Origin of the sequence: Kribbella polygonati (assembly GCF_050320105.1) — a bacterium.
In the GTDB taxonomy this organism is placed as follows: Bacteria; Actinomycetota; Actinomycetes; order Propionibacteriales; family Kribbellaceae; genus Kribbella.
This window is the reverse complement of record NZ_CP190129.1, coordinates 7,207,459-7,228,168: the sequence shown is the minus strand read 5'-3', so window position 1 is coordinate 7,228,168 and position 20,710 is coordinate 7,207,459. Positions and strand designations below refer to the sequence as shown.

Genomic DNA, 20,710 nt, shown 5'->3' with positions numbered 1-20,710 from the left:
GACCCACCACCGCGAGTCCGTGCCCCGCGAGGGCGGCCGCTGGCCGCTGTCGGTCGTGCTGCGACCTGATCCCGGTACGGCGCTCGCGCGATCACTCGACGTACTCACCCAGGAGGCGGCCGCCCTCGCAGGCCCGGACCACTGGCAGACCGGGCAACTGGGTTCCGCCCACCTCACCGTCCGCGCCCTCGAACCCCGCCGCGAACACATCCCCACCAACGACCCGACCGCTGCCCGGTACCGGTCCGCCCTCACCCGGGCAACCAGTCGCCATGGCGGGGGCGACACCCGCCCCTCCGGCGAGCCAGCCGGCTGGCCGGCGACCTTTCGGGTCACCGGCCTCACCCTCACCCCAGGGACTGTCATGGCGTGTGCCGAGCCCCTCGACCCCGCCGCCGACACCTTCAGCGATCGGCTGACCACCGAGCTCGGGGCAGACGCCTGGTACGAGACCGCGCGGCGCGACATCTGGTACCTCAACCTGCTGCACTTCACCGGCGACATCGCCCGCCCCGGCGAGCTGATCGACTGGGTGGCGAGCAGGCGCGCGACGCCGTACGGGACTGTTGCCATCAGCAACCCCGAACTGGTCCGCGCCGAGCTCACCACCGGGCACCGGCCGCACATGCGGCTGGTCGAGTGCGTCAGCGGGTGATCTTCGCCGCCGCCGCGCGGGCCAGCTTGTCGAAGTTCGGCGCGGGCACGCCGGGCCCCATCTCGCCGAAGGCCAGCACCGACACCGTCCGCCCCTTCAGCGTGACGGCGTACGGGAAGCCACCCGCCTCGCTGCCCGGGTCGTTCGGCTTCGGGTAGTCGTACCAGCGGATCACCTGGGTGAGGTCACCGGAAGCCCGCTTCACCACCCGGTTCTCGGTGATCTTCCGCGCGTGCGTCGGCGCCGGCTTGCTGTACGTGCAGGTCTTCAGCGTCGCGATCACCGAGTTGTACGCCGCCCGCGCGCTCGCCGTGCTCCCGTACCGGCTCACGTACTGCGCGCCGTACGCGTCCAGCTCGTCGGTGAACCCGCGCGCCATCCGCGCCGCGACGTGCTTGCCCTCGGTCGACGCCGGTCCGCAGTAGGTCCGCGGCAGGATTCCCCTGTCAACCTGCCGGATCCAGTCGCGGCGCGCGTCCGCCTGCTTCACCTGCCCGACGGTCAGCAGCTGCGAGCGGCTGAGCGCCGTCCCGGTCGCCGGCGCCGCACCGGCGCCCGGCGCTGCCAGCATGCTCAGCCCCACCGCCAGCGTCGCGGTCGCCGCACCGGTCGCCACCACTCCTCGACGGATGCCCCGAGCAACCTTCATGGTTCGTCCCCCTCGTTTCGATCGGCTGTCCCTGGTAGACGACCGCTCCGAAGGAAAAGTTGTTCCGGTCTAGACAGAGGTACGGGACCGTAACCGGCGGAGCATCCGCGGGTCCTCGAACCCGACCGACCGGGCCGCCGACTCGACCGTGCTGCCGTGGCCGATCAGATGCTCGGCGCGCTCGACCCGCAGCAGCTGCTGGTAGCGCAGCGGCGTGAGCCCGGTCGCGGTGGTGAAGATCCGGGTCAGCGTGCGTTCGCTGACGCCGAAGTCGCCGGCCAGCTCGGCGAGCGGGAGCCGGTCGGCGTACCGCGCGTCGATGACGTCCTGGACGCGGTGCGCGAGGTCGTTCAGGTGGTCGCGGTGCCGGAGCATCGCGGACTCCTGCGGATCGTCGCCGTTCCGCCGCGCGTACACGACCATCTCCCGCGCCACCCGGGCGGCCGCCTCGGCGCCGCGGCCGACGGCGACCAGGTGCAGCGCGAGGTCGATGCCGCTGGCGATGCCGGCAGACGTGATCACGCGATCGTCCTCGACGTACAGCACGTCCCGGACGATGGTGGCCCGCGGGTACCGGGCGGCCAGCTCGTCGGTCAGGTCGTGGTGGGTGGTGAACCGGCGCCCGTCGAGCAGCCCGGCCCAGCCGAGCGCGTCGGCGCCCGAGCAGACGCTCGCGACCGATCCGCCGGCCGCGTGGTGCGCCCGCAGCCGGCGCCGGAACTCCGGCCCGATCGGCGGCTCCGGCGACAGCCGCGGCGACCGCCACCCGGGTACGACGATCAGGTCGCGGGCGTCGAGCTCCGGCCACTCGGACCGCGCCCGCAACGGCACCCCCTGCGCGGTCGCGACCTCGTCGGACTCCGCCACGTACGACACGTTGTACGAGTAGCCGAAGTCGTTCGCGGTCGTGAACACCTGCGCCGGGCCGGCCAGATCCAGTAAGTGGAGTCGCGGCACCAGTACGAAGACCACGCGGGTAGGGCGCATCCGGTCAGGATGCCACGGGTACGCCGGTGAGCTCGTCGAGGGTCCGGACGGTGGCGAACCGGCCGGCCAGGGCGTACTCGGTGCGCTTGGTGACCTGGTCCGCGGTCAGCGTCCGCGGGTCGGCGAGGATCTCCTCGACCGACGCCTGCTCGCGGATCGACCAGTGCGCGAGCGCCATCGTCGCGGTCGCCTCGGCGACGAACACGACGTCGTACCCGAGGTCCGAGCCGACCCGGGCGGTGGTCTCACAGCACTGCTCGGTCCGGATCCCGCAGACCACGATTTCGGAAACACCTTCCTGGGTCAGCAACTGCTGCAGATTCGTTGTGGTGAAGGCGTTGTGCGACGTTTTCCGGATCATCGGCTCGCCCGGCAACGGCTCGAGTCCGTCGATCAGGCGGACGTGTCCCTCAGCCGGGTCGAACGCGCCGCCGGTGCCGGGCTCGGTGTGCAGCACCCACACCACCAGCTCGTCGCGGGCGCGGGCCGCATCCACCAGGCGTTGCACCCGGTCGGCGATGTCGGGGTGGTTCACCAGCTGCCAGTTCGGGCGGACCCGGAACGATTCCTGGACGTCGATCACGATCAGTGCGGTTCGGCTCATGCCACCAGGATGCGCGCGGAACGGCGTGCGGCTGAAGGCTCTATCGGGGCGAGTGGCGGACGGATCTGGTCACGGCGGAGAGATCGGACGAATTCGAACCGTTACGAACTGTTCCAAACAATCCAACGCCGACTTATCGTGCCGAGGTCAGTTTCTACAACGATTGAGGGGATTGCGATGCCCGATCACCTGCCCCGCCGCCAGGTCCTCCGGACCGCCGGCGCCCTGGGCCTCGGTGCCGCCGCCGCGGGCGCTCTCAGCAGCACCGCGGAAGCGGCCACCCGAACCGCCACCCAAGCCAGTCCGGGCACTGGTACGCCGGATAAGTTGCACGGTATGGGCGCACACCACGGCAAGCTCGAGATCCGCAAGGACCCGTTCGGCACCACCCCGGACGGCCAGGGTGTGGACGTGTACACGTTCACCAACGGCCGCGTGACGATCTCGATGCTGACCTGGGGCGCGACCCTGCAGCGGATCGAGACCCCGGACCGCCGCGGCCGGACCGAGAACATCAGCCTCGGCTTCGACAACCTGCCGGACTACGCGAAGCTCAGTCCGTACTTCGGCGCCACCATCGGCCGGTACGGCAACCGGATCGCCAAGGGCAGGTTCACCCTCGACGGGACGTCGTACCAGATCCCGGTCAACAACGGCGAGAACGCGCTGCACGGCGGCACCATCGGCTTCGACAAGAAGGTCTGGAAGGCAAAGGTCGTCCAGGACGACTCGTCCGTCGGCGTCGCATTCACCTACGTCAGCCCGGACGGCGAGATGGGCTTTCCCGGTGAGCTCACCAGCACCGTCACGTACACGCTCGACACCGACGACAACCTGCGGATCGACTACCACGCGACGGTCGCCGGCAAGCCGACGATCGTGAACCTCACCAACCACTGCTACTTCAACCTGCTCGGCGAGGGCAACGGCACGATCTACGACCACGTCCTCGAACTGAACGCGCCGAAGTACACCCCGGTCGACGCGACCCTGATCCCGACCGGCGAGATCGCCCCGGTCGCCGGTACGCCGTTCGACTTCGGCCGGCCGACCGCGATCGGCGCCCGGCTCCGCGGCGACCACCAGCAACTGGTGTTCGGCCGCGGCTACGACCACAACTTCGTGCTCGGCGGCCAGCCCGGCAAGGACGGCCTGCGCCTCGCCGGCCGGTTCTGGGAGCCCGAGCACGGCCGCACCCTCGAGGTCCACACCGACCAGCCCGGCGTGCAGTTCTACAGCGGCAACTTCCTCGACGGCACGTTCCTCGGCATCGGCAAGAAGGCCTACCGCCAGGGCGACGCGTTCGCCTTCGAGACCCAGCACTTCCCCGACTCCCCGAACCACCCCAACTTCCCATCCACCACCCTCCGCCCCGGCGAGACCTACAAATCCACCACCATCTACACCTTCGGTACGAAGTAACCGGGTCCGGGCCAGCCTCATGACCGTCCTCACGGAGTACGACGAGCGCTGGCCCGGCCTGTTCACCGCCATGGCCGACCGCCTGCGCCCGCTCCTCGGCGCGAGCGTCACCGAGATCGAACACATCGGCAGTACGGCGGTGCCGGGACTGCTCGCGAAGCCCGTCATCGACATCGCGGCACGCTCCGTCAGCCTGGACGAGGTCGCCGGGAAGGACCTGAGCCCGCTCGGCTTCGAGTACCACCCGGACGGCCCGCCGGGCCGGCGTACGTACACGCGCGTGGTGGACGACGTACTCACCCACAATCTGCACGTCTTCCCGGCGGAGGTCTGGGACACGCTCAACCAGCGGATCCTCCGCGACTACCTGCGCGAGACCCCGTCAGCCGTGGAACGGTACGCCGCTCTCAAACGCGAGCTGGCCGCCAGCGGTCTGCGCGGCTTCGACTACACCGTCGCGAAGACGGACCTCGTGCAGCAGTTGACCGACGAGGCCCGCACCCGCCGCGGCCTCCCCTCGGTACCGGTCTGGGAAAGCTAGGCCGACGCGCCGGAGGCGCAGGCAAGGGTTGCCTAACTTTCGTAGGGTCGAGCCATGGTGCTGCAGATTCCGTTCGAGGATGCGTTTCGGTTCGAGCCGTCGCCGACGTTCGCGGAGTTGCGGGAAGGGCGGCCGGTGGCCCGGGTGCGTACGCTGGCCGGCGCCGAGGTTTGGCTGGTGACTCGGTACGACGACGTGAAGCTGGTGCTGGCCGACCCGAGGTTCTCGCGGGCGGCGGTGGTGCGGCAGGGGGCGCCGCGGGTCGCGCTGGCCAAGCCGATGCCGAACAGCCTGACCACCACCGACCCGCCGGAGCACACCCGGCTCCGACGGTTGGTCGTACCAACGTTTGCGCACCGGAAGATCGAGCGCACCCGGCCGTGGGTCGCGGAGCTGTCCGCCCAGCTCGCGGAGGACGTCGCGCGGGCCGGCGACGGCGCGGACCTCCGGCAACTGGTCGCGCTGCCGCTGCCGATCCAGGTGATCTGCCAGCTGCTCGGCGTACCGTACGCCGACCGCGCGCGGTTCCGGGAGTGGACCGAGCTCGGGTACAGCATGAAGATGGCGGAGAAGGACCTGGTCGAGGACGCGATGACCAACCTGACGGCCTACATCGAGGACCTCGTCACGAAGAAGCTCGCGAACACCGACGGACCGGCCGAGGACCTGCTGGACGAGTTGGTGCGTGCCCGCGAGGAGGGCGACCGGCTCAGCCAGGAAGAACTGATTGCCTTCGGCGTCAACCTGCTGGTCGCGGGGCACGAGACGTCGGCGAACCAGATCTCGAGTTGCGTCGCGACCCTGTTGCGCTGGCCGGAGAACTGGGCGCGGCTGGTGGCGGACGAGAGCCTGGTCCCGGCCGCGATCGAGGAGTTGCTGCGGTTCAACCGGTTCAGCGAGGTCGGTCAGCTGCGGGTGGCGCTGGAGGACGTCGAGCTGCACGGCGTACGGATCAAGGCCGGTGAGGGTGTGATGGCCGCGCTGAACTCGGCGAACCGGGATCCGCGCGCGTACGACGCACCCGACGAGCTGCGGCTGGATCGCGCGGACAACAAGCACCTGTCGTTCGGCTTCGGGCCGCACTTCTGCCTGGGGGCGCAACTGGCGCGGATCGAGCTGCAGGAGTCGCTGCTGGCGCTGGTGCGGCGGTTCCCGGGAATGAGCCTCGCGAAGCCGGCCGAAGAGCTCGAGTGGCGTCGCGTGCTGGTGAGCGGCCTCGCAGAACTGCCGGTGAACCTGGGCGGTCCACCGGCAGCTCGGTGATCAGTTCTGCGACGCGAACACAGCCCCGTGCTCGGCTTCGTATTGCTCGATGTACCTGCTCGCCATCGGCTCGCTGCAGGCGATCGCATCGGCGATCTTCTTCGCGGTGAGTTCACCGCGCGCGGGCGACCAGTCGGACAGCAACGCGAACGCGCGCATCCGCTTCTTCTCCAGGACGGTCGGCTCCGGCTTCTCGTCCTCCGCGGCCGGCTCGGCCGGCACGACGACAGGCGCCGGGTCCGGCAGGACCGGCTCGACCTTCGGGGTGGTGATCAGTGCCGGCGGCTGCGGGTCGGTCGGGCCGGCGAAGGGGGACGGGGGCTTGGGCTTCTCCACCAGGGGTTCGGCCTTCGGCTGCGGGGCGAACGGCTTCAGGCTGCTCGCCGTACCGTTCACCACGTGCTGCGGTTCGCTCTCGTCCTCGACGACGACCGCCTCGGACACGTTCCCGCTGTCGGCCGGGTCCGGGTCGACGATCGCCATCAGCTCACCGGTCCAGGCGTCGTCGTCCCGCAGGCCGACGCCGGTGCTGTCCGCACGACGCGGCTGACCACCTTCGAGCACCCAGACCGCGGCCGGTACGGCGGGCCGCTCCTCGGGCTCCGGCGGCGGCGAGATCGCCTTGGTCAGCTTGCTGGTGATGACCTCGTAGTTGATCCGCTCCTCGAGCATCCCGGCCAGCCGGTCCGGGTCGTACGTCGTCTCGGCGATCTTCGCCAGCCGCTCGTCCTGATGCTCGGACCGGATGTACTCCGCGACGGTCCCGGCGATCGCCTCGCGACGGCTCCGGTTCCGGATCTGGTGGTGCGCCGCCCGCAGGCTTTCGTACAACGTGTAGCCGTGCTCGATCGCCAGCGACCGCGCCAGCCAGGTGACCCGCGGCTCGCGGGCCCACTGGACGACGCCGTACACCGGGCCGGTGTCGCGCATCTGCCCGGCACGGCGCAGTGCGTCGCGGCGCCGGGCCGAGCTGTGGATCAGCCAGAGCACGTACGCGAACGCGGACAGGCCGCCGAAGCCGAAGGCGAGGAACCGCTCCTCCGGGCGCCAGTGCCCGACCACGTTGAACACGACCGCGACCAGTGCCGCGAAGAACGACATCGCGCGGTACGCGTACGCCTGCTCGCCCTTGCGCCGGCGCAGGTCGGCGAGCGCCGCGGTGGCGACACCGCCGAGCTCGAGCACCGCGACCGCGGGCGTGACGAGGATGATCTTGAGCAACGGCGAGAAGCCGTCGCTCGGCCAGGGGATGTGGGTCACGCCGGCCCAGACCTGGCCGACCAGCGCCGCGGCAGCCGCGGTCGCGTAGAAAGCGTAGGCGACTTTGTCCGCACCGGTGAGGGGTACGTTGACCAGTTCGCCAGTACTGGTGCTGCTGGTGTTCTCCTGCAAGACGTGCACTCCTGACCGGTTTGGGCTCTCCGGCAGTTCGTCGGTTGGGTGGTACGGCGGCCCCCATAGCGCGCTGCAAGAGGCTACCGGTTTCCGGCCCCGAAAGGGGAGGCGAATCCGGAAACGTCTCGAACCATCCCCGGTCTTGTCCGGGTTCTAACCTGCGAATTCGCGGGCCCTCTAGGCTCGGGTGATGATCCGGACCTTCCGCTCGCTGCCCGACCCGTCCGCACTGGCCGCCGACCTCGGTCCGCGGTACGGCCTCACGTTCGTGCACTGCGAACTGCGTCGGACACTGGTCAACGACGTGTACGAGCTCGCCACGGACGACGCGCGCTACATGCTCAAGCTCTACCAGTACGGCCGGCGTACGGCGGACGAGATCCGTTGGGAGACAGGGCTTTCGGCACATCTGGCAGCGGCCGGGCTGCGCACTCCGCGCGTCGTCGAGCTGCTCGACGGCGACACGGTCGGCCTGCTGGAGTCACCTGAAGGCCGCCGCCCGTTCACCCTGCTCGGGTACGTCGAAGGCAGTACGCCGAAACCGCCCTTCACCGACGAGCTGTACGACGCGTTCGGCCGGCAGGTGGCGGCATTTCACGAGGCCGCGGAGAACTACACGTCGCCGTACTTCCGGCCGCCCGCGGAAGATGTCGAGCAAGCGCTCGAACAAATCCTCGCCGTCGACGACACGGAGGAAAACCTGCTCCGGACCCTGGCGGCCGGAGTACGGAACAACCTCGCGCAGTACTCAAAGGCAGGAACCTGCCACGGCGACGTCTCGATGGACAATGTCTTGTTGACGCCACAGGGACTTCTGTTGCTGGATTTCGACCTCGCGGCGACCGGCCCGGTGGCGGCCGATTTCTGCGGCGTCGCGACGACGCCGCACTGGGCGGCGTTCAAGGCCGGGTACCGCACGCGCCGCGAACTCACCGCCGAGGACGAGGCCGCGATCCCGTCCCTGCAGATCGTCGGGCGGATCCTCAACCTGCGGTTCCACGTCGTCGACAAGCCGCGCTACCGCGGCACCGAGTCGCGCGGCGAGGGCTGGGCGGCCGCGGAGTACGACGGTCTGCGCGCACTTCACAGGAAGCTGCCAGGAAACGTGGAGCACACCTGAGGGCTGGCTGTTCATGCTGAACGCATGAGGGTTGCGGCGCGATCGTTGAGTGTCCGGGTCGCGGCGGCGATGGTGGTGCTGGTGGCGGTGGTGAGTCTCGCGATCGGCGCACTGACGACCGCCGCGATCAGCTCGTACCTGACCAACCAGCTCGACGGCAAGGTGAACGCCGCCCAGGGCCGCGCCGCCGGCGCCCTGCGGAACGGCGGACCGCCGCCGGACGCCCCGCACGGGCAGGACGCGGGCACCGTGACCGTCTACGTGCAGTCGTCCACGGCCGTCGGCACCGTCATCACCGCGGACGGGCAGCTCACCGCGCTGTCGGACGAGGCGGTCAACGTCCTCGACCGGTCCGCGACCGACCAGAACAGTACGGTCGACGTCCCGGAGCTCGGCACGTACCGCGTCCGCGCGTCGGCCGTCGGCTCGATCACCGTCATCGCGGGCCTGCCCACGAAGGACATCCAGAACACCGTCACCAGCCTGATCGGCTGGGAGGCGCTGTTCGGCGGCATCGGCGTGGTCGCCGCCGGCGGTGTCGCGATCTTCGTCGTACGGTGCCAACTCCGGCCGCTGCGCCAGGTCGCGCAGACCGCGCGGGAGGTGGCCGCGCTACCGTTGGACACCGGCGAGATCGGGGTCACCGCGCGGGTGCCGGACCAGCTCACCGACGAGCGGACCGAGGTCGGTCAGGTCGCGGTCGCGCTGAACACGTTGCTCGGGCACATGGAGGGGGCGCTCGACGCCCGGCATCGCAGTGAGCAGCAGGTCCGGCAGTTCGTCGCGGACGCGTCGCACGAGCTGCGGACGCCGCTCACCACGATTCACGGCTACGCCCAGCTGAGCCTGCGCCAGCGGGATCCGGAGCTGTACACGCACGCGATGGGCAAGGTGATGGTCGAGACCACGCGGATGGCGTCGCTGGTCGAGGACCTGCTGCTGCTCGCCCGGCTGGACGCGGGCCGGCCGCTGGACCGGCGGCCGGTCGACCTGTCCCGGCTGGCCCGGGACTCGGTCGCCGACGCCGAGATAGTTGCCCCAAGCCACCATTGGGACCTCGCCGTACCGGTGGAGCCGGTAACGGTGATCGGCGACGAGCAACGTCTGCACCAGGTCGTCACCAACCTGCTCACGAACGCCAGACGGCACACGCCCGCCGGTACGACGGTCACCGTGGCGGTCCGGCGGCTCGACCACACCGCCGTACTCACGGTGCACGACGACGGCCCCGGCATCCCCGCCGACCTGCTCCCGAACGTCTTCCAGCGCTTCACCCGCGCCGACACCGCCCGCACCCGTTCCACCGGCGGCACCGGCCTCGGCCTCTCCCTCGCGGAGTCCATCACCCACGCCCATGCCGGCACCTTGACGCTCGCGTCCAGGCCGGGCAGTACGACGTTCAGCCTCGCCCTACCGGCGTGACCAGGGAGCCCCGATCTCGGAGAACAGGGAGAGTTCGTCGGAGGCGCGGTCGATCCACTTTTCGACGTCCTTCAGGATCGGGCGGCGGTCGAGGCCTTCGCCCTCCCACTGGACGAGTTCGGGCGGGATCACGGCCGGGTCCGGTGCCGTCCGGACCGCCTCGACGACCCGGGTGAAGCCGCCGGTCGCGTGCAGCGGGACGTAGAGCGGTACGGCGGGATCCGCCCGATGGGCGAGCAGGTTCTCCAGCAGGTCCGCGCGGCCGTACTTCGTACCGTCGATCAGGTCGGCCTGGTACGTGAGTACCGCGCGCCGCTTCGATCCGTGGACGATCACCGACGCCTCGAGGTGTTCGGTGGCGCAGAGCGTGACCGCGATCAGGATCGGCGTACCGCGGCTGGTCGTGATCCGGACCGACGAGGTGTCGTCGGACTCGATCGGGTTCGCCCGGTACAGCTCGGTCTCGATCGAACCGATGTCGTCGACGCCGGTCGACCCGTCGAGCAGCAGCGCGGCGGCGGTCGCGTGCGCGAGCGGGTTGGTCACCGCGCCGTCGACCACGTCGATCCCGTCCAGCCGGCGGCGGCCGGACCAGCGGGCGCGCTGGAAGTAGCGGGCCGTGCGGACCCACTTGCCGGTCGCGCTGATCCCGCGGAGCTCGCCGAAGTCTCCGTCGGCGATCATCCGAGCCAGCTTCAGCGTCGCCTCCGAGGCCTGCGCCTGGAAGCCGACCTGCAGCGCCCGCCCGGTCTCCTCGACCACCGCGGTGAGCTGCTCGAACTCCTCCAGCGACGCCGTCGGCGGCTTCTCCAGCAGTACGTCGGCACCCGCCCGCATCGCCAGCTCCGCCAGCGGGACGTGCGTCTGGATCGGCGTACAGATCACCACGACGTCGACCTCGGTGGCGGCCAGCAGCTCGTCGAGTCCGGCGTACACCTGGACGCCGTCCGGCAGGTCGCCACCGCCCTGCGGGTCGGCCACGGCGACCAGCTCGGCGCCCGGCAGCCGGGTGACGTTACGGACATGGGAGGCTCCGTGGCCGTGGATTCCCACCACGGCCACGCGGGCCACCGTCATCGGTAATCAGTTGCGATCAGCAACACTATTTGAGCCCACCCTTGACCTCGTCCAGGAATGCCTTGGCGGCCGCGTCCGGCGCCTGCCGCCCGAACAGTACCTCGGTCGTGTACCGCTGGATGATCTTCTCCACCTGACCGCCGCCCACCGGCGGTGCCGGCGACGGGTCGCCGAGGTCGGCCTTGATGTCCTGGATGAACTTCGCGGTCGCGGCGTCGGCCGGCTGCAGCTTCGGCGTCACCTCGGTACGGATCTCGGTGTTCGGCGGCACGCCCCGCTCGGCCAGCAGCACGTTCCCGGCCGCCGCGCTGTTCGCCAGGTAGTTGACGAACTCCGCGGCCTCCTTCTGGTGCTTGGACCGCGACGAGATCGACCAGAACATCGAGCCCTTGTAGTACGAGCCGTTGTCGGCGGACTTGCCGTCGGCGCTCGGGATCCGCAGCAGCTTCAGCTCCTGCCCGGCCGCCTTGCTGTACGCCACCAGCTGGTTGCTCCAGATGAACGTCATCGCGAGCTTCCCGGTCGCGAACGCGGACTGGTCCAGGGACGCGTTCATGTCCTGCGAGACGGCCTCGGCGGACGGGATCGCCTTGTCGTCGCGGAGCTTCAGGATGTACTTGAAGAAGTCGGTGGTCTGCTCCGGCGAGACGCCGAGCTTGCCGTCCTTGGTCCACAGCGACTCGCCGTGCTGCCGCGCCCACAGGTTCAGGCCGGCCTCGTTGCCGCCGAGCGTCCCGGACCCGGTGATCTTGCCGCCGGTCTTGGCGGTGATCTCCGCGGCGGTCTTCGCGTAGTCGTCCCAGGTCCAGGTCTTGTCGTCCGGGACCGGTACGCCGGCGGTCTTGAACGCGGCCGGGTTGACCACCACCGCGAACGAGTTGATGCCGGCGTTCAGCCCGTACAGCCCGCCGTCGAACTCGCCGGCGCCGAGTGTGTCCGGCTCGAACTTGCCGGTGTCCAGGCCCTGCGCCTTCTTCAGGTCGAGCAGCGCGCCGCGGTCGGCGTACTCGCGCAGGTACTTCTCGTCCATCTGGATGATGTCCGGCGCGTCGTTCGCCGCGACCGTGGTGGCGAGCTTGTCCCAGTAGCCGGACCAGTCGCCGAACTCGCCCTTGATCGTGACGTTCGGATGGTCCTTCTGGTACGCGTCGATCACCTGCTGGGTGAGCTTGGTCCGGGTGTCCGACCCCCACCAGGTGAATCGGAGCGTGACCTTGCCGCCGTCCGCCGACGACGAGCCGCCGCCGGAGTCGCCGCCGCAGGCACTGGCCGCCAGCAGCGTGCCGGCCAGCGCCAGGGCCGTCAGGGCCCGGGGGATGTGCCTCATGTGATGCACCTTTCAGGGGTTACTTGATGCCGGTGGTCGCGATGCCCTTGATCAGGAACCGCTGGCCGAGCAGGAAGGCGAGGAAAACCGGCACCAGCGACACCACCGACATCGCGAACATCGATCCCCAGGACGAACTGGAGGTCGAGTCGACGAACGACCGGAGCGCGATCGGCACGGTGTACATGTGCGGGTCGGTCAGGTAGATCAGCTGGCTGAAGAAGTCGTTCCAGGTCCAGATGAACGTGAAGATCGTCGTGGTGGCCAGCGCCGGCACCATCAGGGGCAGGATGATCCGGAGGAAGATCGACGCCTTGCCGCAGCCGTCGATCCGGGCGGCCTCGTCCAGCTCGCGCGGGATGCCGCGGATGAACTGCACCATCAGGAAGACGAAGAACGCGTCGGTGGCGAGCAGCTTCGGCACGATCAGCGGCAGCACCGTGTTGATCCAGCCCAGCTTCGAGAACAGGATGTACTGCGGCACGATCACCACGTGGATCGGCAGCATGATGCTGAGCAGCATGATCCCGAACCAGAGCTTCTTCGCGGTGAACTCCAGCCGGGCGAACGCGTACGCCGCCATCGAGCAGGACACCAGGTTGCCGAGGATCGAGCCGAGCACGACCAGCGCGGAGTTCAGCAGGTACCGGGTGAACGGCTCGGTCAGCGCGTTCCAGCCGACCCGGTAGTTCTCGATCCGCAGGTCCTTGATCAGGATCCCGGGGTCGCGGAAGATCTCGTTGCCCGGCCGCAGCGAGCTGACCACCATCCAGATCACCGGGTAGAGCATCACCAGCGCCGAGCCGGCCAGCAGCACGTGGATCACCAGCGGCCGGATCCGGGCCCAGGTGATGCCCGCGGTCCGGCGGGTGGCGACGGTACGGGACAGCGTCTCAGTCGTCATAGAACACCCAGTACTTCGAGGCGAAGAAGTTCGCGGCGGTGAAGACCCCGATGATCACGAGCAGGAACCACGCCATCGCGGAGGCGTAGCCCATGTCGAAGTTCCCGAAGCCCCGGTCGTAGAGGTACAGCGTGAAGAACATCGTCGAGTCCGACGGCCCGCCGCTGCCCCCGGAGACGACGAACGCCTGGGTGAACGACTGGAACGCGTGGATGATCTGCAGCACCAGGTTGAAGAACACGATCGGCGTCAGCAGCGGCAGCGTGATGCTGACGAACCGGCGCAGCGTCCCGGCGCCGTCCACCGCGGCGGCCTCGTAGTACATCGAGGGGATCTGTCTGAGTCCGGCCAGGAAGATCACCATCGGCGAGCCGAACGTCCAGACGTTCAGCACGACCAGCGTGCCGAGCGCCGTACTCGGGTCGGAGATCCAGCCTTTCCCGTGGATTCCGAACAGGTCCAGCAGCTGGTTCAGCAGGCCGGTGGTGCCGAACACCTGGCGCCAGAGGATCGCGATCGCGACGCTCGAGCCGAGCAGCGACGGGAGGTAGAAGATGGATCGATAAAACGCCATCCCGCGCACGCCCCGGTCCAGCACGACGGCCAGCAGCAGCGCGATCATCAGCTGCAGCGGGACCGACACGAACACGTAGGTGAACGTCACCTTCAGCGAGTTGTGCAGCCGCTGGTCGGACAGCATCCGGGTGAAGTTCTCCAGCCCGATCCACTTCGGCGCCTGGATCAGGTTGTAGTCGGTGAAGGACAGGTACAGCGAGGCCAGCATCGGGCCGATCGTGATCAGGAACAGCCCGAGCAACCAGGGGGCCAGGAACAGGTACCCGGCCAGGTTGTCCTTCTTCTGACCTGCGAGTTTCTTCCCCCGGAGGCTGCCGAGTTCACCCAGCGCACTCATCGCGTCGTTACCTCCGGGAGCAATCGGAAAGCGTTTGCTTTGGCCGGTGAAACTAGTACGAGAAACCGGTTTATGCAAGGGTTCGCAGGCTCGCCGGGCTGTCCGGATCCGGTCGCTTCCGGCGCTTGACTGTGATGGGGTGACGGCTGTGGACGAGGACTTCCTGACGCTGCTGACGACGGCCAACGAGGCGCAGATCCCGCTCGTACTGGCGAGCTACGAGGACCCGGGCGACAACCCCAGGACGGTCGCCCGGAAGGCGCGCCGACTGGTGTCCGGGTATGGCTGCGACCGGTCGGCGTACTACCGGGACCCGCTCCTGCTCGGGCCGATCGGCAGGCTGGTGGAGCAGCTCGCGGTGCGGCAGCACGAGGACGGGCTGTACGACGTCGGCAACCTGCACTCGCCGCCGGACACCGCATTCGTTCTCCAGGACGTGTGCCTGGTACACAGCCTGCTTGACGCGGACTCGCCGTTCCGGAGGACGTTGTCGGAGATCGTTCGGAAGGCAGCGCCGGCGCTCGCGACGGGCGGCGTGCACACGCCGAACCACCGGTGGGAGGTCTGCGCGGCGCTGGCGCGGGCGAACCACCTGTTCCCGGACTCGCGGTACGCCGCGCGGATCGACGAGTGGCTGGCCGAGGGCGTCGACGCAACCTCGGACGGGATCTACAGCGAGCGGAGTTCGACGTACGCCGCCGAGGTGACGAATCCGTCACTGCTGACGATCGCACGCCTGTACGACAAGCCGGAACTGGTGGAGTACGTACGCCGCAACCTCGAACTCACGCTCTACCTGCTCGAGCCGAACGGCGAGGTGGACACGACCGCGTCCCGCCGCCAGGACCAGAAGGGCGTCCGTGAGGTCTGGTGGTACCTGACCCAGTTCCGCGAGCTCGCGCTGCACACCGGCGACGGACGGTTCGCGGCCGTCGCCAAGGGCATCGAGGCGCGCGGGGGCGGCGAGCTCGGCGACTTCTTGGCCGAGGTCCTCGAGCAGCCGTCGCTGGCCGCGGACCTGCCGGCGTTGGCGCCGGTACCCAACGACTTCGTCCAGCACTTCCCGTCGCAGGCGTCGGCCCGGGTACGGCGGGGCGTGCGGACGGCGACGGTCTTCGGCGGCACGGACTTCCACCGGATCCCGGTGATCGCGTCGGGGCTGTCCACGAACCCGACGTTCTTCAAGTTCCGCCAGGGCGCGGCGATCCTCGACTCCGTGCGACTGTCCCCGCAGTTCTTCGGCACCGGTCACTTCCGCGCGGACGGTCTGCATCGCACCGGGCCGTGCACGTTCAAGCTCCAGCAGGAGGTACGGGCGCCGTACCACTTGCCGCTGCCGCCCGAGCACCGGACGAGCGGGCAGTACGCGCTCACGCCGGAGGGGCGGTTCTACTCGTCGATGGACTTCGAGCACCGGCCGCGGAGCTACCGGTCGCTGCGGACCAGCGTCCGGGTCGAGGAGGTGGCGGACGGGTTCGACCTCGCGTTCGGCTTCGACGGCGAGGAGACGGCGTACGCGATCGAGCTGTGTTTCCGGCCGGGTGGCACGCTTTCCGGGGTTTCCGAACTGGATGCTGATGGCAACTACCAGCTGGTGTCGGGGACCGGCAGCTACACGGTCGGCGGCGACCGGATCGAGTTCGGGCCGGGGAACGGGCCCGCCCGGGTCGCGATGGACCCGGGCGAGCTGTACACCTATCTGGGCGGAAGCCTCACGCCGGACGGCCTGCGCGTGTACCTGACCGGCCGCACGCCGGGCAGCCAGGTACTGAGGTTGCGAGCCGGCTAGGACGTTCGTACGACGGTTTCCAGCGTTCCGTCGTGCGGGATCCGGAGGACGTGGATCCGGCGGCGGGCGTCGCGGAGGTACGTCCGGGTCGACGCGCTGATGGTCGCCGTACGGCGGGCCGACCAGGTGATCGTGATCGTGGCCTTGCCGCGGCGGATCACCAGGCCGTCTGCCGTCGCGGTCCGGGTCTGGTTGTAGGGGACGGCGGTCCCGTCGGAGAACGCGACCTCGTCGCCGGGCTGCAGGACCAGCGGGATCTGCTCGGTCGCCGCACCGGTCGCCGTCACCCGGCGGCTGACCGAGTTCGGTCCGACCAGCAGCTCGGTCGCCACCGAGCCGTCGGGCGTGTGGTAGCGGACCAGGTCCTTCGACGGGTACGCTGCGACAAGGTTGCTCTCGGCATCGGTCTTTCCGCCGATGACCGTGCCCCAGGCGCCGGTCGCCGTCTGCTGCGCGTGGATCACCGTGCCCGCGACCGGGTGCCAGAGGAATCCGGTGCCGGCCTTGACGCCACTCCCCTGCCGGTCCCCGAAGAACGCGCCGAGGTACAGGCCGGGACGGCGTACGTAGAGGTAGTCCTGGTTGCCGTAGTCGTCGTGCCGGCGTTCGGTGAAGTGGTCGCCGCGCAGGTACGGGAGGCGCGCGATCGCGGCCTGTTTCGCGGCGCGGCTCGGCATCGTCTCGCCGTACGGCGCGTGCGCGATGATCCGCGGCGAGGTGTCCTGCTTCGCGAGCGCGGGCACCGGCGCCGGGTCCGCGGCCCACGCCTGCCGGGACGCGGTCTGGTCCTCGCGGGAGGTGAAGAACGCGCCGAGGTCCGGCGCGACCGGGACGAAGTGCGAGCCGAGGATGGTCCGGTCCGGGTCGGGGATCACGTCGTCGTAGGAGGCCGCCGCGGTCCGGTCCGACACGGCGTAGTACGTCAGCCAGCCGGAGCCGTCGGGCTCCCGGAGCAGGTTGTACCCGAACCAGTCGGCGAACCGCCGCGCCATGGTCGCGAGCTGCGGGTTCCGGGTGAGCAGGTACAGCTCGGCCATCTCCGGCAGCATCACCTCGAAGTTGTAGTTGATGTCCATCCCGCGCGGGTCGTAGAAGAACCCGGCCGGGCTCTGTGCCCACTTGGCGATGAACCGGATCCGCTCCTGCAGCTTCAGCGACCGGTCGTGGTCGGGCAGCAGCTTCAGCGTCAGCGCCGAACCCGCCACCCCGGCGGTCGCCTGGTTGGTGTACTCGAACGGGTCGTCCCAGACGACGGCGTTCCCGGGGTCGAGGTACCAGTCGACTCCCTTGCGCAAGGCAACTTCCAGCTGTGCCTGGCGGCTCGGCAGCGCGTTCGCCTGCCGCAGGTTGGCGAGCGTCTTCGCCAGATAGCCGATCCCGAAACCGCTGGATGCCTTTCCTTGTTCGCCCGGGTGGTACTCGGGCCAGGACCCGTCCGGGTTCTGCAGCCCGAGGTAGTGCTGCAACGCGGCGTCGAGCCGGCCGAGCAGCGCGTTGTCCCGGTAGTACGGGTTCCAGGCGCGCTTGTTCGCGTGGAACCAGCTCAGCGTGAAGACGTGTTCCTGGACGCGCGAGTTGTACGGCTGGGCCGGCGTCCGCCACCAACCGCCGCCCATGAACCCGTACGGATCCGTGTCGACGATGTCGTTCACCATCGGCGCCAGGATCACCAGGTACGGCGCGAACCGCTGCTCCCCCGGCGCGAACAACCGCCGGTCCGGCGCCCCGGCCGGCAACGGGGCCAGCGGCGGGAGTCCGGCGGCGCGGGCGGGTAGCGACATCGACGTCATCGTAGAGGCGGCAACAGCACCGAGCAGGACGGTGCGACGTTTCAGAGACATAGCGGATCTCCTCGCTGCGATCGGACTGCCGCGAGTTTTCTGCGGGTCACGGTGGCGGGTCAAGACCTTGCGCAGTGATAATTCGGATTAGCAATGGAATCGACCTCTTGACGGGCGTCGGCGGGCTGTTCTACGGTTCCCGGCAATCCGTATTACCGCGAAGGATCGGCGAATGGCAGACAAGGCGACCCGGCTCACCCAGCGCGACATCGCGCGGCTGGCCAAGGTCAGTCAGACGACGGTGTCGCTGGTGCTGAACAACCGCAGCGACGCCACCGCGCGGATCCCCGCCGAGACCCGGGACCGGGTGCTCAAGGTGATCCGCGAGACCGGCTACCAGGCCGATCCGCTGGCCCGCCGGATGACGCAGCAGCGCAACCAGATCCTCGGCGTGTTCACGTACGAATCGGTGTTCCCGAGCGCGAGCGGCGACTTCTACCACCCGTTCCTGGCCGGCATCGAGGACTGCGCCGAGCGGCTCGGCTGGGACCTGCTGCTGTTCACCAGCGCGCCGGTCGCCGAGGGCCGGCGGCGGATCTTCCACGAGAACAACCGGCTCCGGATCGCGGACGGCTGCCTGCTGCTCGGTCGCGAGATCCCGAGGGAGGAGCTGGCCCGGCTGATCGCCGAGGAGTACCCGTTCGTCTCGGTCGGCCGCCGCGACGACGCCGGCGGCCCGGTGCCGTACGTCGGCGCCGACTACACCAGCGCCACCCGCACCGTCGTCGAGCAGGCCCGCGCGCTCGGCCACCGCCGGATCGCGTACGCCGGACTCGGCGCCGGCGCGGAGTCGTCCGCGGACCGGATGCGCGGCTTCCGGGAGGCCGCCGGTGCCCGCGCACCGCACGTACCGACGACCGACCGCTCCCCCGGCGAGGTCCTCGACGACCTGCGCGAACGCAAGATCACCGCGGTCTTCGTCGAGGACCGCGCCGACGCGATCGCGCTGTACGCCGCCGCCGCCGAGCGCGGCGTCGACGTCCCCGGGGACCTGTCCGTGGTCACGCTCGGCGATGCCACCCGGCCCGCGGCCAGCGACCTGGACTTCTCCGGTTTCCACGTTCCGCGGCGGGCGATGGGGCTGCGTGCGGTCGAGCTGCTCGAAGCGATCCTCAGCGGGACCGCCGACGAGCAGCAACTGCTCCTGCCCTGCGACCTGACCGACGGAATCACGCTCACGCCCAGCAAAGGTGCCTAGATGCAGACAGATGTTCTCGTGGTCGGCGGTGGGCTCGGCGGGGTCGCCGCGGCCCTGGCCGCGCTCCGGACCGGTCGCTCGGTGATCCTGACCGAGGAGTTCGACTGGCTCGGCGGTCAGCTGACCAGCCAGGCCGTCCCACCGGACGAGCACTCCTGGGTCGAGCAGTTCGGCATCACCGCGTCGTACCGCGCGCTGCGCGACGGGATCCGCGAGTACTACCGCCGGCACTACCCGCTGACCGTCGCGTCCCGGGCGGACCCGCACCTCAACCCCGGCGCCGGGTACGTGTCGAAGCTCTGCCACGAACCGCGCGTCGCGGTCGCCGTGCTGGAGGAGATGCTCGCGCCGTACCGCGCCAGTCGCCGGTTGCAGGTGCTGCAGCCGTACCGGCCGGTGGCCGCGGACACCGACGGCGACCGGGTCACCGCGGTCACCGTGCAGCACCGGGACACCGACGAGCGGCTGACGCTCACGGCGCCGTACATCCTGGACGCGACCGAGACCGGCGAACTGCTGCCGCTGACGGGGACGGAGTACGTCACCGGGTTCGAGGCGCAGCGCGAGACCGGGGAGCCGAGCGCGCCGGCGGAGGCGCAGCCGTTGAACATGCAGGCGGTGTCGTACTGCTTCGCGGTCGACCACGTGGACGGCGACCAGGTCGGCGACAAACCAGCGAACTACGCGTTCTGGCGGAACTACCAGCCGGCCTTCTGGGGCGACCGCCTGCTGTCCTGGACCGCGCCGAACCCGCGGACCCTGGAGAGCTCACAACGGTCCTTCACCCCCAACCCCGACGACGACCCGCTGGCCGTGGTCGCGGACCAGCGGCGCGGCGGCGGCGACACGAACCTGTGGACGTTCCGCCGGATCGCCGCCCGCCGGCACTTCGTCCCAGGGGCGTACGAGAGCGACATCTGCCTGGTGAACTGGCCGATGATCGACTACTTCGAAGGCCCGGTGATCGACGTACCGGACGCGGCGAAGCACCTCGCGGGTGCCAAGGAGCTGTCCCAGGCGGTGTTCTACTGGCTGCAGACCGAGGCGCCCCGGCCCGACGGCGGCACCGGGTTCCGCGGCCTGCGGCTGCGCGGCGACCTGGTCGGATCGGCCGACGGGCTCGCGCAGGCGCCGTACATCCGGGAGTCGCGGCGGATCAAGGCGGCGTACACGATCGTCGAGCAGGACCTGTCGGTCGCGGTCCGCGGTGACCGCGGGGCGGTGCCGTACGGCGACAGCGTCGGCATCGGCATGTACCGGATCGACCTGCACCCGTCGACCGGCGGCGACAACTACATCGACGTGGCGAGCAGCCCGTTCCGGATCCCGCTCGGGGCGCTGGTCCCGGAGCGGGTGCAGAACCTGCTGCCCGCGAGCAAGAACCTCGGCACCACGCACATCACCAACGGCTGCTACCGGTTGCACCCGGTCGAGTGGAACATCGGCGAGGCCGCGGGCCTGCTCGCCGGCTTCTGCCTGGACCGCGGTGTGAGTCCACGCGCGGTCCACGCCACCCCTGCCCTGCTCGGCGAGTTCCAGGACCTGCTGGTTGCCCAGGGCATCGAACTCGCCTGGCCGGACGTGTCCGGCTACTGATGGAGGT

At 69.7% G+C, this 20,710-nt stretch carries 18 protein-coding genes; 9 read left to right on the top strand and 9 right to left on the bottom strand.

All coding sequences use genetic code 11. The features are described from left to right. Positions 1 to 19 precede the first annotated feature (19 nt). The gene (locus ACQHIV_RS34550; protein ID WP_427888429.1) at positions 20 to 655 is read left to right on the top strand and encodes a hypothetical protein; all 636 of its coding nucleotides are present in this window, start codon (positions 20 to 22) and stop codon (positions 653 to 655) included. Here the strand turns inward: ACQHIV_RS34550 and ACQHIV_RS34545 are convergent. The 3 genes from ACQHIV_RS34545 to ACQHIV_RS34535 all read right to left on the bottom strand — a co-directional run bounded on the left by ACQHIV_RS34545 (position 645) and on the right by ACQHIV_RS34535 (position 2,895). Then, complete coding sequence (locus ACQHIV_RS34545) at positions 645 to 1,304, bottom strand: hypothetical protein (RefSeq protein ID WP_427888427.1); 660 nt, start codon at positions 1,302 to 1,304, stop codon at positions 645 to 647. The two genes, ACQHIV_RS34550 and ACQHIV_RS34545, sit on opposite strands and share 11 nt — an antisense overlap. 69 nt (positions 1,305 to 1,373) lie before the next feature. Beyond that, a complete protein-coding gene (locus ACQHIV_RS34540; RefSeq protein WP_427888425.1) occupies positions 1,374 to 2,291 on the bottom strand; it encodes a GlxA family transcriptional regulator in 918 nt (305 codons plus the stop codon). Positions 2,292 to 2,295: 4 nt separating this feature from the next. Further along, complete coding sequence (locus ACQHIV_RS34535; protein WP_427888423.1) at positions 2,296 to 2,895, bottom strand: cysteine hydrolase family protein; 600 nt, start codon at positions 2,893 to 2,895, stop codon at positions 2,296 to 2,298. A gap of 177 nt (positions 2,896 to 3,072) precedes the next feature. Here ACQHIV_RS34535 and ACQHIV_RS34530 point away from each other — a divergent pair, with 177 nt between their 5' ends. The 3 genes from ACQHIV_RS34530 to ACQHIV_RS34520 are packed head-to-tail and all read left to right on the top strand — an operon-like array spanning position 3,073 to position 6,121. Next, complete coding sequence (locus ACQHIV_RS34530) at positions 3,073 to 4,317, top strand: aldose epimerase family protein (protein WP_427888421.1); 1,245 nt, start codon at positions 3,073 to 3,075, stop codon at positions 4,315 to 4,317. A 19-nt stretch (positions 4,318 to 4,336) separates the two neighbouring features. Next, on the top strand, positions 4,337 to 4,858 hold the full coding sequence (locus ACQHIV_RS34525; RefSeq protein ID WP_427888419.1) for a GrpB family protein: 522 nt from the start codon (positions 4,337 to 4,339) through the stop codon (positions 4,856 to 4,858). A gap of 54 nt (positions 4,859 to 4,912) precedes the next feature. Further along, a complete protein-coding gene (locus ACQHIV_RS34520; RefSeq protein ID WP_427888417.1) occupies positions 4,913 to 6,121 on the top strand; it encodes a cytochrome P450 in 1,209 nt (402 codons plus the stop codon). Here the strand turns inward: ACQHIV_RS34520 and ACQHIV_RS34515 are convergent, their stop codons facing one another. Then, the gene (locus ACQHIV_RS34515) at positions 6,122 to 7,513 is read right to left on the bottom strand and encodes a hypothetical protein (RefSeq protein ID WP_427888415.1); all 1,392 of its coding nucleotides are present in this window, start codon (positions 7,511 to 7,513) and stop codon (positions 6,122 to 6,124) included. Between the two features lie 193 nt (positions 7,514 to 7,706). On the opposite strand from ACQHIV_RS34515, the gene ACQHIV_RS34510 reads away from it, so the two are divergent. Then, positions 7,707 to 8,636 (top strand): phosphotransferase enzyme family protein, encoded by a 930-nt coding sequence (locus ACQHIV_RS34510; RefSeq protein ID WP_427888413.1) that lies wholly within the window; start codon positions 7,707 to 7,709, stop codon positions 8,634 to 8,636. Between the two features lie 24 nt (positions 8,637 to 8,660). Continuing rightward, positions 8,661 to 10,058, top strand: a complete 1,398-nt coding sequence (locus ACQHIV_RS34505) for a sensor histidine kinase (RefSeq protein ID WP_427888411.1) — start codon at positions 8,661 to 8,663, stop codon at positions 10,056 to 10,058. Here the strand turns inward: ACQHIV_RS34505 and ACQHIV_RS34500 are convergent. From ACQHIV_RS34500 to ACQHIV_RS34485, 4 genes are read right to left on the bottom strand one after another with little or no spacing between them, the layout of a single operon-like run. Continuing rightward, entirely contained in the window at positions 10,047 to 11,120 is a 1,074-nt protein-coding gene (locus tag ACQHIV_RS34500; RefSeq protein WP_427888409.1) for a Gfo/Idh/MocA family protein, read from the bottom strand. The two genes, ACQHIV_RS34505 and ACQHIV_RS34500, sit on opposite strands and share 12 nt — an antisense overlap. Before the next feature lie 40 nt (positions 11,121 to 11,160). Next, entirely contained in the window at positions 11,161 to 12,462 is a 1,302-nt protein-coding gene (locus ACQHIV_RS34495; RefSeq protein ID WP_427888408.1) for an ABC transporter substrate-binding protein, read from the bottom strand. Positions 12,463 to 12,481: 19 nt separating this feature from the next. After that, positions 12,482 to 13,366 carry a carbohydrate ABC transporter permease gene (locus tag ACQHIV_RS34490; RefSeq protein ID WP_427888407.1) on the bottom strand — a complete coding sequence of 295 codons (885 nt, stop codon included), beginning with the start codon at positions 13,364 to 13,366 and terminating at the stop codon, positions 12,482 to 12,484. Then, a complete protein-coding gene (locus ACQHIV_RS34485; protein ID WP_427888405.1) occupies positions 13,356 to 14,279 on the bottom strand; it encodes a carbohydrate ABC transporter permease in 924 nt (307 codons plus the stop codon). Before ACQHIV_RS34485 ends, ACQHIV_RS34490 begins: the two co-directional genes overlap by 11 nt. A gap of 139 nt (positions 14,280 to 14,418) precedes the next feature. Here ACQHIV_RS34485 and ACQHIV_RS34480 point away from each other — a divergent pair, with 139 nt between their 5' ends. Further along, positions 14,419 to 16,068 carry a hypothetical protein gene (locus ACQHIV_RS34480; RefSeq protein ID WP_427888403.1) on the top strand — a complete coding sequence of 550 codons (1,650 nt, stop codon included), beginning with the start codon at positions 14,419 to 14,421 and terminating at the stop codon, positions 16,066 to 16,068. Here the strand turns inward: ACQHIV_RS34480 and ACQHIV_RS34475 are convergent. Continuing rightward, complete coding sequence (locus tag ACQHIV_RS34475; protein WP_427888401.1) at positions 16,065 to 17,909, bottom strand: hypothetical protein; 1,845 nt, start codon at positions 17,907 to 17,909, stop codon at positions 16,065 to 16,067. The two genes, ACQHIV_RS34480 and ACQHIV_RS34475, sit on opposite strands and share 4 nt — an antisense overlap. A gap of 172 nt (positions 17,910 to 18,081) precedes the next feature. On the opposite strand from ACQHIV_RS34475, the gene ACQHIV_RS34470 reads away from it, so the two are divergent. Beyond that, positions 18,082 to 19,107 (top strand): LacI family DNA-binding transcriptional regulator, encoded by a 1,026-nt coding sequence (locus ACQHIV_RS34470; protein ID WP_427888399.1) that lies wholly within the window; start codon positions 18,082 to 18,084, stop codon positions 19,105 to 19,107. Then, entirely contained in the window at positions 19,108 to 20,703 is a 1,596-nt protein-coding gene (locus ACQHIV_RS34465) for an FAD-dependent oxidoreductase (RefSeq protein ID WP_427888397.1), read from the top strand. Positions 20,704 to 20,710: the final 7 nt, after the last annotated feature.